10 protein-coding genes are annotated in these 13,682 nt (G+C 59.3%); all 10 read right to left on the bottom strand.

What is annotated here, in order from left to right; all coding sequences use genetic code 11:
• Nucleotides 1–26: 26 nt before the first annotated feature.
• Nucleotides 27–1,370, bottom strand: coding sequence for a cadaverine/lysine antiporter (gene cadB / locus EKL15_RS01010; RefSeq protein WP_049273398.1), 1,344 nt, complete (start codon nt 1,368–1,370; stop codon nt 27–29).
• Between the two features lie 369 nt (nt 1,371–1,739).
• The gene (gene cadC, locus EKL15_RS01005; protein ID WP_049198560.1) at nt 1,740–3,293 is read right to left on the bottom strand and encodes a lysine decarboxylation/transport transcriptional activator CadC; all 1,554 of its coding nucleotides are present in this window, start codon (nt 3,291–3,293) and stop codon (nt 1,740–1,742) included.
• An 89-nt stretch (nt 3,294–3,382) separates the two neighbouring features.
• A complete protein-coding gene (locus EKL15_RS01000; protein ID WP_087763683.1) occupies nt 3,383–3,772 on the bottom strand; it encodes a VOC family protein in 390 nt (129 codons plus the stop codon).
• A gap of 105 nt (nt 3,773–3,877) precedes the next feature.
• Nucleotides 3,878–6,022 (bottom strand): lysine decarboxylase LdcC, encoded by a 2,145-nt coding sequence (locus tag EKL15_RS00995; RefSeq protein ID WP_100396808.1) that lies wholly within the window; start codon nt 6,020–6,022, stop codon nt 3,878–3,880.
• A 111-nt stretch (nt 6,023–6,133) separates the two neighbouring features.
• Nucleotides 6,134–7,093: an acetyl-CoA carboxylase carboxyl transferase subunit alpha gene (gene accA / locus EKL15_RS00990; protein WP_019455765.1), complete on the bottom strand. Its 960-nt coding sequence runs from the start codon at nt 7,091–7,093 to the stop codon at nt 6,134–6,136.
• Nucleotides 7,094–7,105: 12 nt separating this feature from the next.
• The gene (dnaE, locus tag EKL15_RS00985) at nt 7,106–10,594 is read right to left on the bottom strand and encodes a DNA polymerase III subunit alpha (protein WP_019455764.1); all 3,489 of its coding nucleotides are present in this window, start codon (nt 10,592–10,594) and stop codon (nt 7,106–7,108) included.
• Nucleotides 10,595–10,676: 82 nt separating this feature from the next.
• Nucleotides 10,677–11,270, bottom strand: coding sequence for a ribonuclease HII (rnhB, locus tag EKL15_RS00980; protein WP_203088668.1), 594 nt, complete (start codon nt 11,268–11,270; stop codon nt 10,677–10,679).
• Entirely contained in the window at nt 11,267–12,415 is a 1,149-nt protein-coding gene (gene lpxB, locus EKL15_RS00975) for a lipid-A-disaccharide synthase (RefSeq protein WP_033635734.1), read from the bottom strand. The genes rnhB and lpxB overlap by 4 nt, the downstream gene beginning before the upstream one ends.
• Nucleotides 12,416–12,418: 3 nt before the next feature.
• A complete protein-coding gene (gene lpxA / locus EKL15_RS00970; RefSeq protein WP_047729988.1) occupies nt 12,419–13,207 on the bottom strand; it encodes an acyl-ACP--UDP-N-acetylglucosamine O-acyltransferase in 789 nt (262 codons plus the stop codon).
• 3 nt (nt 13,208–13,210) lie between these two features.
• Nucleotides 13,211–13,666, bottom strand: a complete 456-nt coding sequence (gene fabZ / locus EKL15_RS00965; RefSeq protein ID WP_004931962.1) for a 3-hydroxyacyl-ACP dehydratase FabZ — start codon at nt 13,664–13,666, stop codon at nt 13,211–13,213.
• Between the last annotated feature and the right edge of the window lie 16 nt (nt 13,667–13,682).

Here is a 13,682-nt window from a genome sequence, read left to right as displayed (position 1 = left end):
AAATTCAGTCGGTCAGCGGACGCGAATCAGTGCGCTTTGGCCGTGGTGTTTTCATCGACCGCCGCTGCGTTGGCAGCCTGGCGGGTATTCATTTTCCGGGCGTAGAACATCAGGATAATCAGGCTGATGATAAAGGTGCCGGACAGTTCGAATGAGTTGGCGCCCATCAGCGCGATGAAGCAGAAGCCGCAGCCGCACACCGAAGCGATCAGGCTCAGCAGGTTGCGCACGTTGACCCCTTCGAAGCGGATCAGGTCTACGCAGGAGTAGAAGTAAGGCAGCATGGTCAGCAGCACCGCGATGCCGGTCAGCTCGCCGAACAGGTCGGACGCTTTGCCGCCGGCGGAGCTCATCAGGGTGATCAGCACCATCAGCGCGGTCATTTTGCAACCGGCCAGCAGCAGGCCTTTCTTCGGAATACCGTTTTTATCCAGCTCGCCGTACACTTTCGGGAAGTTGCCGTCGTTGGCGGCACGGACCCCGGCCTGGCCAACCAGCATCATCCACGAACCCAGTGACGTCAGGCAGGCGAAGGCGGTGAAGGCGGAAACCATCGGTGCGGCCCAGTTGCCCATAATCGCCGAGGCGCTGATGGCGAACGGCGCGCCGCTGGCGGCCATTTCAGACGCCGGGAACATACCGCTGATCACCTGGGTGGCAGCGATGTAGATAATGCCAGCCAAGCCGGTGCCGAGCATGGTTGCCAGCGGCACGGTGCGTTTCGGGTTTTTCACCATGCCGGTGCTGACCGCCGCGGATTCCACGCCGATAAACGCCCACAGGCACAGCAGGATACTTTTGATGACCGCATGGCTGTCGGTGGTGCCGGAGGTATTCCAGTTAGCCTGATAGGTGGCGACGTCAAACCAGTGCCAGCCGACGGTGGCAGTCACGATCACCGGGATCAGCACCAGCACCAGGCCCAGGGTGGTCAAACGGCTGACCCAGGTTCCGCCCAGCATGTTCACGAAGGTGAAGATCCACACGATGGCGATACAGGCGATGCCGGCAGGTACCGGGTTGTTCAGCGCCGGGAAGAAGGTGGAAAGATAAGAAACGGCGGTAATGCCGATGGCCAGGTTACCGATCCAGTTGGCATGGTAATAAAGCACGCCGGTCTGGAAACCGAAGGCCGGGGAAATTTCACCCGCGTAGGCGATAGGGCCGCCCTGCTGCGGGTTTTTGGTGGCGAGGCGGGCATACACATAGGCCAGCGACATCGCCCCGATAATCGAGATCACCCATCCCCAGATGGCGATAGATCCGAGACTCGCCAGGTTGGCGGGCAATAAGGCAATCCCGCTCCCCATCATATTACCGGCGACGACGCCGGTGCAGGCAATAAGCCCTATTTTCTTGGGTGAAGCCATGGTCAGTTTCTCCTGATTTACGTTTCTTATAAGCCACACCCATAAATAAAAGATTTTAATGAGCCGGCTTGATAGTCAGGATGCTAACCATCGGGGGGAATAAAGTCCTAAAGATAAAGTGAGATTACGCTCATGATCATACAAATGATAACCTGAGGTTTTTCATTAACACATCAAGATAAAAAGATAAGCTAAAGAAAAGATAAACATCATTTAAAAACAACAATATGACAAGGTTAATGACGCATAACAAACGGCAAAAAAGAAATAATATCGCGCAGCAAAATAATACATTCACGCAACATGGCTTCACCAATAAATAACGCCGCCATGATTCCCGGAGAATAATGGCGGCGTGATATCGGTTAATTATTGGCGCTGATAGTTATTTAAATAAGGCACCACGTTGGTCAATGACGTCTGGAATACGCCGTTGGTGATCCAATGCAATGTGTCTTCGCCGGGGCGAAGATTGAATGCGGTAATATAAGAATCCGCCGCCAAATGGTTCTGCCCCTGCATTTCATACACCTTGCCCAGCAGCACATAATTCAGCCACGACATTTGCAATTCAATCCCCAGATCGATCGCCCGGTGCGCCTCGTCAATGCGCCCCTGCGTCAATGCATCTACCGCCAGAACTTGCTGCATGATTGGCGTGTTTTTCAATTCGGGGATCGTCGCCAGATGGCTGATATCGGCGCGCAATTGCGCCAGGGCCTGGCTGTCGAACGGTTGATAAGAATTACGCAGCAGATCCACCAGCGCCTTTTCGGCCAGCAGGTAATGGAAGTTCGGCGCGCTTTTAATCAGCTCGCTCAGCTGGGCGCTGGCGCGGGTCAACGAATCGGCGTCGCCGTGGATCAGCAACTGGTGCGCCTGGTAGAAACGCTGCAGCAACGGCCCGTTGTCGGGCAGCAGCTGCGCCAGGCGCTGCTCCAGCTGTGGCGGCCAGGGCTGCTTCAGCGCAGCGGACAGGCTGGAGAGGAAGTCGGTCTGGATCTTCAGCTGGTTATCGGCGGTAATAAAGTAACGCTTGTCCAGCATGACTGAGCTGTCGGCGTTATCCACCAGCCGCACGGACAGGAAACACTGCTGGGCGCGGTAGTGGCGCTGATTGACGAACTCGATATACAGCGACTTGCCCGAGTTGCTGGGGCCGGAATAGTTGTAGTTGGTCTGGTCGTGTACCAGGAAGGTCGAGTAGGTGTTCAGCGAATCGGTGATCAGCTCGCTGACGCCCACCACATAAGAGAGCTGCGGCATCCAGTTGCTGCAGCTCTCGCCGCCCTGGATGCGAATATCGATATCGCGCGGGTTTAGCAGCACCGGCATGGTGGATACCGGCACGCGCTGCGACAGCGTGGCGATGCCGACAAACGCCACGCAGACGCTGAGCGCCGCCAGAAACGCCAACCACACCCAGAAGGTCGAGCGGCGATAAAAACGCGGCTTCTTTTCGCCGGGCGCGGCAGGCGGTGCGCTTGCCCGGCGCGGCGGCACATACGGCGTCTCGTCTTCCTCGCTGCCGTCTTCCGGCTCATGCATGATCACCGCGATCTGCGGCGCCTGTGCGGGAGCGGGTTGCGTCTCCCCTTCTTCACACCAGATCACCGACGTCGCCAGCTTATACCCGCGCTTGGGCACGGTGATAATGTATTCCGGGCTGTCGCTGTCGCCGTCTTTCAGGTATTTGCGCAGCTCTGAAATACATTGGGTCACCACATGGTTGGTGACGATATTGCGCTTCCAGACGTTGTCGATCAGCTCGTCGCGGCTCAGCACCACGTCGGGATGCCGGGCGAAATAGCACAGCATGTCGATCAGGCGCGGTTCCAGCGTTTTTTGGCGTCCGTCGCGGCTGATGGTGTTGTCGGCAGGGGTAACCAGCCACTCCCCGACGCGAAAAGCAGGCTCTTGCATGGCGGAAATAACTCTGTAGGCATGTAGGGCAAGGGCGCGATCATAGCATAACCGTCCCCGGCTGTGGCCGCCGGGAGGCGATTAAGCCGTTAACTCTCGTATAATTCTAACGGTAAACCATCGGGATCGCTGAAAAAGGTAAAACGAGATTGGGTATAAGGATCGACGCGTACCGGTTCGCAGGCGACGCCGGCCGCCTGCAGATGGGCGATGGCCTGTTCGATGTCGTCGACGCTGAACGCCAGATGGCGCAGGCCGCAGGCCTCCGGGCGGCTAACGCGGGCCGGCGGCGAAGGGAAAGAAAACAGCTCGATAGTGTACTGCCCGTTGAGCGCCAGATCGGCTTTCCAAGAGCCGCGCTCCTCGCGGTAGACTTCGCTCAGCAGGGTAAATCCGAGAATGTCGCAGTAAAAATGCTTACTGGCGGCGTAGTCCGCGCCAATGATCGCGATATGGTGTACCTGACGTAACGCCAGCATGGCGGCCTCTCCTGTTCGGTCTGATGAGGCAAGGTATCCGGCGGCGGCGATGCCGTCAATGAGAACGCCCGGCATATCTTTCCAAACTGCCGGGCGTGTAATGCATTACGGCAGCGGGGCTTTCAACACCTTGACCAGATAGCGTCCGTCCTCCGTCAGTTTGGCGCCGTGGATGTCGGTTTCAAAACCGGGGTAACGTTCGCCGATCGAGCACAGCATCAGCAGGAAATCGAGCACCGCCCGGCTCTCTTCGGTGATCATTTCCCCCGGCATCACCAGCGGCACGCCCGGCGGATACGGCAGGATCATATTGGCCGCCACCTTGCCCACCAGCTGATCCAGCTCGCAGGTTTCCACGTTGCCGCGCACCTGCTCCTGGAACATCTGGTGCGGTGTCAGCTTCATTTCCGGCAGCACGTCGAACGCCCGCTGCATCAGGCGCGGCAGATCGTGTTGGCAGATCAGGCGATGAATGCCGGCGGCCAGATCCTGAATGCGCATGTTGCGATAGAAATCCGGATCCTCGGCGTACAGATCCGGCAGCATGTTCTTCACCCGCAGGTTGAGATCGTAGGCGCGCTTGAAGTCGGTCAGGCCGCGCAGCAGGCTCATCGCCTTGGTTTTATCGATGCCGATACTGAACAGGAACAGCAGGTTGTACGGCCCGGTCTTCTCCACCACGATGCCGCGCTCGTCGAGGTATTTCGCCACCAGCGCTGCCGGGATCCCCTCCTCCTCCAGCGCGCCCAGCTCGTTCATGCCCGGCGTCAGGATCGTCACCTTGATCGGATCGAGGTACATGTGATCGCGATCGGTCTGGCCGAAACCGTGCCAGTTGTCGTCCGGATCCAATGGCCAGCATTGCGCCTCATCGATCTCTTCCGGCTGCCAAATGTCGAAGAACCAACTGTCGCTCTCCTCGCGCAGCCGCTGCACTTCACGGCGAAAATGCAGCGCACGCTCCACCGAGCGGTTGATCAAGCGGCGCCCCGGATTGCCGCGCAGCATGGCGGCGGCGGTTTCCATCGACGCCACGATGCCGTAGTGCGGCGAAGTGGTGGTGTGCATCATGTAGGCTTCGTTGAAGGTGCTCTCGTCGTAATCGCCCTTGATATGAATCATCGAAGCCTGCGAGAAGGCCGCCAGTAGCTTGTGCGTCGATTGGGTTTCGTAAATCACCTTACCGGGCACCCGCTCGCCGCTCATGCCGCTTTTGCCGTCGTAAATCGGATGGAAGTTGGTGTAAGGCACCCAGGCGGAGTCGAAGTGGATCGACGGCACCTCCAGCGTCTGCTTGATGTAGTCGGTGTTGTACAGCAGGCCGTCATAGGTGGAATTGGTGATCACCGCATGCACCGGCCAGGTGGCGTTCGGGGTCTCCTGCACCCGGGCGGCGATGCTTTCGCGGGTAAACTCGCGCTGCGGAATGCCGCCGAGGATGCCGTAGGCGTTGCGCAGCGGGCGCAGATAGATCGGCACGATATCGCTCATCATCAGCAGGTGACACAGCGATTTGTGGCAGTTGCGGTCGATCAGCACCGTGCTGCCGGCCGGCGCCGAATACATGCCGACGATCTTGTTGGCGGTGGAGGTGCCGTTGGTGACCAGATAGCTCTGCTCGGCGTTGAAGGTGCGCGCGATATACTCTTCGGCCTCCAGGTGCGGCCCGGTGTGATCCAGCAGCGAACCAAGCTCGGTAACCGAAATCGAGATGTCGGCCTTCAAGGTATTGGCGCCGAAGAAATCGTAGAACAGGCAGCCCACCGGGCTTTTTTGAAACGCGGTGCCGGCCATGTGGCCCGGCGTGCAGAAGGTGTACTTCCCTTCGCGCACATAGTTGAATAACGCCTTAGTCAGCGGCGGCGTAATGGTGTCGATGTATTCCGCGGTGTACTGCTGGATGCGCTGCGCGATATCGTCCGCCGCATTCAGGCCATACTCGAAGAAATAGAGCACCATGCGCATTTCATGCAGGCTGACGTCGAAGGTAGAGTGGGTATTGATAAAGGCATACAGCGGCAGGTATTCGTTCAGCTCGTTGATCTCGCTGCACAGCTCCAGGCTGTAGTCGTCCCAGTCGAAGATCACCCCGCAGATGCGGGCGTTGGCTTCAATCAGCTTCAGCAGGTCGCCGCTGTTTTTGGGGTACACCAGCTGGAATCCCATGGCGGCCAGCGCCGCGTGGAGCTCGCGGATCGGCTCATCTTTGTAGTAGACGCCCGTCGGGCCCATGATGGCGATGATATTCATCGGCAGCTCCTGTCAGTTAACGGCCAAGTCTCTATAACACCACGAAAATCCGGCGGTGTGTAGCCAAAAAAAAACCGCCCGAAGGCGGTTTCTTGCAGCTAAGAACAGAACTCAGCAGTAGCCGTAGTTCATCAGACGCTGATAGCGGCGGTTGAGCAACTCTTCGTCGTTCAGACCGTCCAAATCTTTCAGATCGGCCAGCAGCTGCGCTTTCAGCGCGGCGGCCATCGCCGGCACATCGCGGTGCGCGGAACCCAGCGGCTCCGGGATCACCGAGTCGATCAGCTTCAGCTCTTTCAGGCGCGGCGCGGTGATGCCCATCGCTTCTGCAGCCAGCGGCGCCTTGTCGGCGCTCTTCCACAGGATGGAAGCACAGCCTTCCGGCGAAATCACCGAGTAGGTGCTGTACTGCAGCATGTTCACCTTATCGCCCACGCCGATCGCCAGCGCGCCGCCGGAGCCGCCTTCGCCGATGACGGTGCAGATGACCGGGATATTCAGACGCGACATCTCACGCAGGTTGCGCGCGATGGCTTCGGACTGGCCGCGCTCTTCCGCGCCCACGCCCGGATAAGCGCCCGGGGTATCGATAAAGGTGATGAGCGGCATCTTGAAGCGGGCGGCCATTTCCATCAGGCGCAGTGCTTTGCGGTAGCCTTCCGGCGCCGGCATGCCGAAGTTGCGGCGGATCTTCTCTTTGGTTTCACGGCCTTTCTGGTGCCCGATGATCATCACCGGGCGGCCATCCAGGCGCGCAATACCGCCGACGATCGCTTTGTCGTCGGCGTAAGCGCGATCGCCCGCCAACTCTTCGAAGTCGGTAAAGATGTGTTTGATATAATCCAGGGTATAAGGACGGCGCGGGTGGCGTGCCAATTGGGCAATCTGCCAAGCCCCAAGATCGGCAAAAATCTTGCGCGTCAGCTCAACGCTCTTTTCACGCAGGCGCTGAACCTCTTCGTCCAGATTAATATCTAATTTTTCGTCTTGACGGCTGACTGCAGTCAGCGAGTCAATTTTCGCTTCCAGCTCTGCAATCGGCTGTTCAAAATCAAGAAAATTCAGACTCATAGCATTCCTATTTTAGTCAAATTCCAAGTCCACCTGCTCATTGCCTACCAACGTCCGCAAGTCGATCAACAAGCGGTCGGTGGGCGTCACGCGCCAGGTTGCGCCAAAACGCAGCTTGGCTCGTGCATCTTCCCGTTGATAGTAGAGATGCACTGGAATCGTCCCCGATCGATGGGGTTCCAACGACTGACGGAGACGGTTCAAAAGCTGGTCATCAATTTGCCTGTCAGTCAGCGAGATAGCAAGCCCGCGAGCGTATTTTTCCCGGGCTTCACTGATGTCCATTACCTCGCGGGCCATCATTTTAAGCCCGCCGCTAAAGTCATCAAAGCTGACCTGTCCACTGGCGATAAGGATACGGTCTTTTTCCAACAAATGCTGGTATTTTTCTAACGCTTCGGTGAATAACATCACTTCCAGGCGGCCCGAACGGTCATCCAATGTACAGATACCGATGCGGTTGCCGCGCTTGGTCACCATCACCCGCGCGGCGACCACCAGCCCGACGGCGGTGGTCATTTTGCCCCGATCCGTCGGGTGCATGTCTTTCAAACGCTGGCCACCGGCGTAACGTTCGATCTCCTTCAGGTACTGGGTGATCGGGTGGCCGGTCAGGTACAGCCCCAGCGTCTCCCGTTCACCGTCCAGCACCACCTGCTCCGGCCAGGGGGCGATATTGGCGTAGGACTGCTCCACCTGCTCCGGCGCCTCCGCCAGCACGCCGAACATATCTACCTGGCCGATAGCTTCGGCTTTCGCATGCTGATCCGCCGCTTTCAACGCGTCGCCGAGCGAATTCATCAGCGCGGCGCGGTGCGGCCCGAGGCGATCGAACGCGCCAGACATGATCAGCTTTTCCAGAATGCGGCGGTTCAGTTTCTTGATGTCGGAGCGCGCACAGAGATCGAACAGGTCTTTGAAGTAACCCTGTTCGCCGCTGTTGCGCGCCTCGATGATGGCCTCGATCGGCCCTTCCCCCACGCCTTTGATGGCGCCGATGCCGTAAACGATCTCGCCGTCGTCGTTGACGTGGAAGTGATACAGGCCACTGTTGATGTCCGGCGGCAGGATCTTCAGCCCCATGCGCCAGCATTCGTCCACCAGCCCCACCACTTTGTCGGTGTTGTCCATATCGGCGGTCATCACCGCCGCCATAAACTCGGCCGGATAGTGCGCCTTCAGCCACAGCGTCTGATACGACACCAGCGCATAGGCGGCGGAGTGCGATTTGTTGAAGCCGTAACCGGCGAACTTCTCTACCAGGTCGAAGATTTTCACCGACAGTTCGCCGTCGATGCCGCGTGATTTCGCGCCGTCTTCAAAGCCGCCGCGCTGCTTGGCCATTTCGACCGGGTTCTTTTTACCCATCGCACGGCGCAGCATGTCCGCGCCGCCCAGGGTATAGCCGGCCAACACCTGGGCAATCTGCATCACCTGTTCCTGATACAGGATGATGCCGTAGGTCGGTTCCAGCACCGGCTTGAGCGACTCGTGCTGCCACTGGATATCCGGGTAGGAGATCTCTTCGCGGCCGTGCTTGCGGTCGATGAAGTTATCCACCATGCCCGACTGCAGCGGCCCCGGGCGGAACAGCGCCACCAGTGCGATCATGTCTTCGAAGCAGTCGGGCTTTAGACGTTTGATCAGATCTTTCATGCCGCGCGATTCAAGCTGGAACACCGCCGTGGTTTCCGAGCGCTGCAGCATGTCGAAGCTTTTCTTGTCGTCGAGCGGAATGGCGGCGATGTCGATCGGTTCCAGCCCGGTCTTGGCGCGCCGGGCGTTGATCATCTCCAGCGCCCAGTCGATGATGGTCAGGGTACGCAGACCGAGGAAGTCGAACTTCACCAGCCCGGCGTATTCCACATCGTTCTTGTCGAACTGGGTCACCGGATGGTGCCCTTCGGCGTCGCAGTACAGCGGCGCGAAGTCGGTGATTTTGGTCGGCGCGATCACCACGCCCCCGGCGTGTTTACCGGCGTTACGCGTCACCCCTTCCAGCTTGCGCGCCATGTCGATCAGCGCCTTGACCTCTTCGTCGGCCTCGTAAATTTCCGGCAGCTGCGGTTCGGCGGCGAAGGCTTTTTCCAGCGTCATGCCCGGATCCGGCGGCACCAGCTTGGAGATGCGATCGACGAAGCCGTACGGATGCCCCAGCACGCGGCCCACGTCGCGGATAACCGCTTTCGCCGCCATGGTACCGAAGGTGATGATCTGCGATACCGCTTCGCGGCCGTACATCTCCGCCACGTGCTCAATTACCTGGTCGCGCTTCTCCATGCAGAAATCGACGTCGAAGTCGGGCATCGAGACACGTTCCGGGTTCAGGAAGCGTTCGAACAGCAGGTCGAATTCCAACGGATCGAGGTCGGTGATTTTCAACGCATAGGCCACCAGCGAACCGGCGCCGGAGCCGCGCCCCGGCCCCACCGGCACATTGTTGTCCTTCGACCACTGAATAAACTCCATCACGATCAGGAAGTAGCCGGGGAACCCCATCTGGTTGATCACCTTCAGCTCGACGTCCAGACGCTCGTCGTATTCCGGGCGGCGCTGCGCGCGCACTTCAGGATCGGGGAACAGGAACTCGAGACGCTCTTCCAGCCCCTCTTTCGATTTGAGTACCAGGAAGTCCTCGGTGCTCATGTCGCCGGTCGGGAACTGCGGCAGGAAGTATTCGCCGAGGCGAATGGTGACGTTGCAGCGCTTGGCGATCTCGACGCTGTTCAGCAGCGCTTCGGGGATGTCGGCGAACAGCTCGCACATCTCGTCTTCGCTGCGCATGTATTGCTGCGGGCTGTAGTTGCGCGGCCGCTTGGGATCGTCCAGCGTAAAGCCGTCGTGGATGGCGACGCGAATCTCATGGGCGTCGAAGTCGTCTTCCACCAGGAAGCGTACGTCGTTGGTGGCCACCACCGGCAAACCGCGTTCGGTGGCCAGCGCCACCGCCGCATGCAGGTAGTTCTCTTCGTCCGGGCGGCCGGTGCGGATCAGTTCCAGGTAGTAACAGTCCGGGAAGTGCTGCTGGTAGAAGTCCAGGCACTGATCCACCTGCGCCTGGTTGCCGCGCAGCAGAAACTTGCCGACGTCGCCCTGACGCGCGCCGGAGAGCAGAATCAGCCCTTCACGATGTTCAATCAGCCAGTCGCGATCGATGGTCGGGCCGGCGGCCCCGTAGCCACGCTGATAGGCGCGGGAAATCAGCAGCGTCAGGTTCTGGTAGCCTTCGTTGTTGCTGGCCAGCACCGTCAGCTGAGCCAGCTCGTCGCCCAGCTCTTCGCTTTGCACATGAAAATCCGCGCCGATGATCGGTTTGATCCCGGCGCCGTGCGCGCTGCCGTAGAACTTCACCAGCCCGCACAGGTTGGTGAAATCGGTGATTGCCAGAGCAGGCATGGCTAACGCGGCGGCTCTTTTCACCAGCGGCGCCGTCTTGGCCAATCCATCAATCATGGAGTAGTCACTGTGGACGCGCAGGTGAATAAAACGAGGTTCGGCCATCTCCAGATACCTGATTGAAGGGGCTCAGCAGGCTGAGCCCGGGTTAATGCTATCGTCGAACCTGGTCAACCAGGCCCGCAGACTACAGCGCCAGCGCCCTTTTCACCGGCGCGAAGCTGCGGCGGTGATGCTCGGTGGCACCCAGCGCGACCAGCCGCTCCAGGTGGAGGGCGGTCGGGTAGCCTTTATGCTGCGCGAAACCGTAGTCCGGGAACTCGCTGTCCAGCTCGGCCATTTCACGATCGCGCGTGACCTTTGCCAGAATGGACGCCGCGCTGATCTCCGCCACGCGGCTGTCGCCCTTCACCACCGCCTGCGAACGCATCGGCAGCTTCGGGCAACGGTTACCGTCGATTAAAACCATGTCCGGCGCGATATGCAACCCGGCCACCGCGCGCTGCATCGCCAGCATGGTGGCGTGCAAAATGTTCAGCTGGTCGATTTCCGCCGGCTCGGCGCGCCCCAGGCTCCAGGAGAGCGCCTTGGCGACGATTTCGTCATACAGCGCCAGGCGGCGTTTTTCACTGAGTTTCTTGGAGTCCGCCAGCCCGACGATCGGCTGCGCCGGATCGAGGATCACGGCGGCGGTAACCACCGCGCCAACCAACGGGCCGCGGCCCACTTCGTCCACACCGGCAATCAGCGTGGCAGCGGGATAGATAAAGGGTTCAATCATGCTTTCGCCAGCTCCAACACAGCCTGAGCGGCCTGTTCGTCCGCACCGCAACGGATGCTTTGGTGCAAAGTAAGGAAAGTCTGTTTCAGCGCTTCAGTTTGCGGGCTCTCTTCAAGCAGCGGCATCACGGCGGCGGCCAGTTTGTCCGGCACGCAGTCATGCTGCAGCAGCTCGGTGACGATCTCGCGCCCCGCCAGCAGGTTCGGCAGCGAAACGTAAGGCGTTTTCACCAGCTTCTGCGCCAGCCAGAAAGTGAACGGCTTCATGCGATAGCCCACCACCATCGGGCACTTGGCCAGCATGCACTCCAGCGCCGCCGTGCCGGACGCCAGCAGCGCCGCGTCGCTGGCAATCATCGCCTCGCGCCCCTGGCCGTTCAGCAGGTGTACGGTCAGGTCCGGCGCCACTTCCGCCTTGATGCGCTCAAACTGCTCGCGCCGTTTGGCGTTAACCAGAGGCACCACCACTTCAAGCTCGGGATAACGCGTGCGCAGCAGCTGCGCTGTTTTGAGGAAGTCGGCGCTAAGCATCTCGACTTCGGCGCCGCGGCTGCCCGGCAACAAGGCCAGACAGCGCGCCTGCGGATCAATGCCAAGCTGAGCGCGCGCCGCCAGCCGATCGGGTTGCAGCGGCATGGCATCTGCCATGGTATGGCCGATAAACCGGCAAGGCACGTTGAAGCGATCGTAAAACGCTTTTTCGAAAGGGAGAAAGGCCAGCACCAGATCGGTGGCTTTGCCAATTTTGAAAACGCGCTTTTGCCGCCAGGCCCACACGGAAGGGCTGACGTAGTGAATGGTGCGGATGCCGCGCTGCTTGAGGCGGCCTTCCAGCGTGATGTTGAAGTCCGGCGCGTCGATGCCGACAAACACGTCCGGCCGCAGCTCGCCGAAGCGGCGGGTGAGATCCTTGCGGATCTTCAACAGGCGTGGCAAACGCTCGAGCACTTCCACCACGCCCATGACCGCCAGCTCTTCCATTTCGTACCAGGCTTCGCAGCCTTCGGCCTGCATAAGCGGGCCTGCGACGCCAACGAAACGCGCGTCGGGGATCTGCGCCTTGAGCGCGCGGATCAAACCGGCGCCGAGAATGTCACCGGAGGTTTCTCCGGCGACCAATCCGATAGTCAATGGACGATTCGACATAACTCAGCGAATGATGCCGCGGGTGGAACGGGTGAAGAAATCGAGGTACAGCTGCACCACCGGTTGCTCTTTAGCCAGGGCTTCGATTTCCGCTTTCGCTTCATCCAGCGTTTTCTCGCTGCGATACAGGATCTTGTAGGCGTTACGAATCGCCTGCATTTCATCCTTGTCAAAACCGCGACGCTTCAGGCCAATCGCATTGACGCCGAACGGTGTCGCGTGGTTGCCCTGAGCGATGACGAAAGGAGGCACGTCCTGAGCGACGCCGGAACAACCGCCTACCATCACATGCGCACCGATAACGCAGAATTGGTGGATCGCCGTCATGCCGCCGATGATGGCGTGATCGTCGATTTCCACGTGTCCGCCGAGCGTAGCGTTGTTGGCCAGCACACAGAAATTGCCGACCACGCAGTCATGCCCGATATGCGTATTGACCATCAGCAGGTTATCGTTGCCCACTTTGGTCAGGCCGGTGCCCTGCGCGGTGCCGCGGTGAATGGTGACGCTCTCGCGGATGCGGTTGCGATCGCCCACTTCAACGCGCGTCGGTTCGCCCGCGTATTTCAGATCCTGGTTCACTTCACCGATAGAGGCGAACTGATAAATCTGGTTATCGCAGCCGATCTTGGTAATGCCGTTCACCACCACGTGGGATTTCAGCACCGTGCCGGCGCCGATTTCCACCTGGGAGCCGACGTAGCAGAAAGGGCCGATATGCACGTTGGCGCCGATCACGGCGCCTTCTTCGACTATCGCGCTAGGATGGATAAAGGCGGTTTGGTCAATCACGGATTAAGCCTCCCGGCTGCGGGCACACATCATGGTTGCTTCGCAGACAATTTTACCGTCAACGGTCGCCACGCCTTTGAAGCGAGTCAGGCCGCGGCGAGTTTTCTCGAAGGTGACTTCCATGACCATCTGATCCCCTGGCACCACAGGACGCTTGAAGCGCGCTTCGTCGATACCGGCGAAGTAATACAGCTCGCCCGGCTCCAGTTTGCCGACGCTTTTAAACGCCAGGATACCGGTGGCCTGCGCCATGGCTTCCAGGATCAATACGCCTGGGAAAATCGGTTTGCCAGGGAAGTGGCCCTGGAAAAACGGTTCGTTCACCGATACATTCTTCACCGCACGCAGATATTTGTGCTCTTCAAACTCGAGGACGCGGTCGACCAGCAAGAACGGATAACGGTGAGGAAGCAGATCCAAAATTTCTGCAATATCCAGAGTATGAGTGTCAGTAGTCAAAATACTCTTCCTGTCT

Origin of the sequence: Serratia sp. 4542 (assembly GCF_016805595.1) — a bacterium.
Taxonomy (GTDB): Bacteria; Pseudomonadota; Gammaproteobacteria; order Enterobacterales; family Enterobacteriaceae; genus Serratia; species Serratia nevei.
Note: the sequence above shows the minus strand (reverse complement) of the source record. Positions and strands in the feature narration are given on the sequence as shown.

Coding starts and splice junctions, on each gene's coding strand:
- cadB (WP_049273398.1), bottom strand. CDS start 1,370: ATGGCTTCACCCAAGAAAATAGGGCTTATTGCCTGCACCGGCGTCGTC.
- cadC (WP_049198560.1), bottom strand. CDS start 3,293: ATGCAAGAGCCTGCTTTTCGCGTCGGGGAGTGGCTGGTTACCCCTGCC.
- EKL15_RS01000 (WP_087763683.1), bottom strand. CDS start 3,772: ATGCTGGCGTTACGTCAGGTACACCATATCGCGATCATTGGCGCGGAC.
- EKL15_RS00995 (WP_100396808.1), bottom strand. CDS start 6,022: ATGAATATCATCGCCATCATGGGCCCGACGGGCGTCTACTACAAAGAT.
- accA (WP_019455765.1), bottom strand. CDS start 7,093: ATGAGTCTGAATTTTCTTGATTTTGAACAGCCGATTGCAGAGCTGGAA.
- dnaE (WP_019455764.1), bottom strand. CDS start 10,594: ATGGCCGAACCTCGTTTTATTCACCTGCGCGTCCACAGTGACTACTCC.
- rnhB (WP_203088668.1), bottom strand. CDS start 11,270: ATGATTGAACCCTTTATCTATCCCGCTGCCACGCTGATTGCCGGTGTG.
- lpxB (WP_033635734.1), bottom strand. CDS start 12,415: ATGTCGAATCGTCCATTGACTATCGGATTGGTCGCCGGAGAAACCTCC.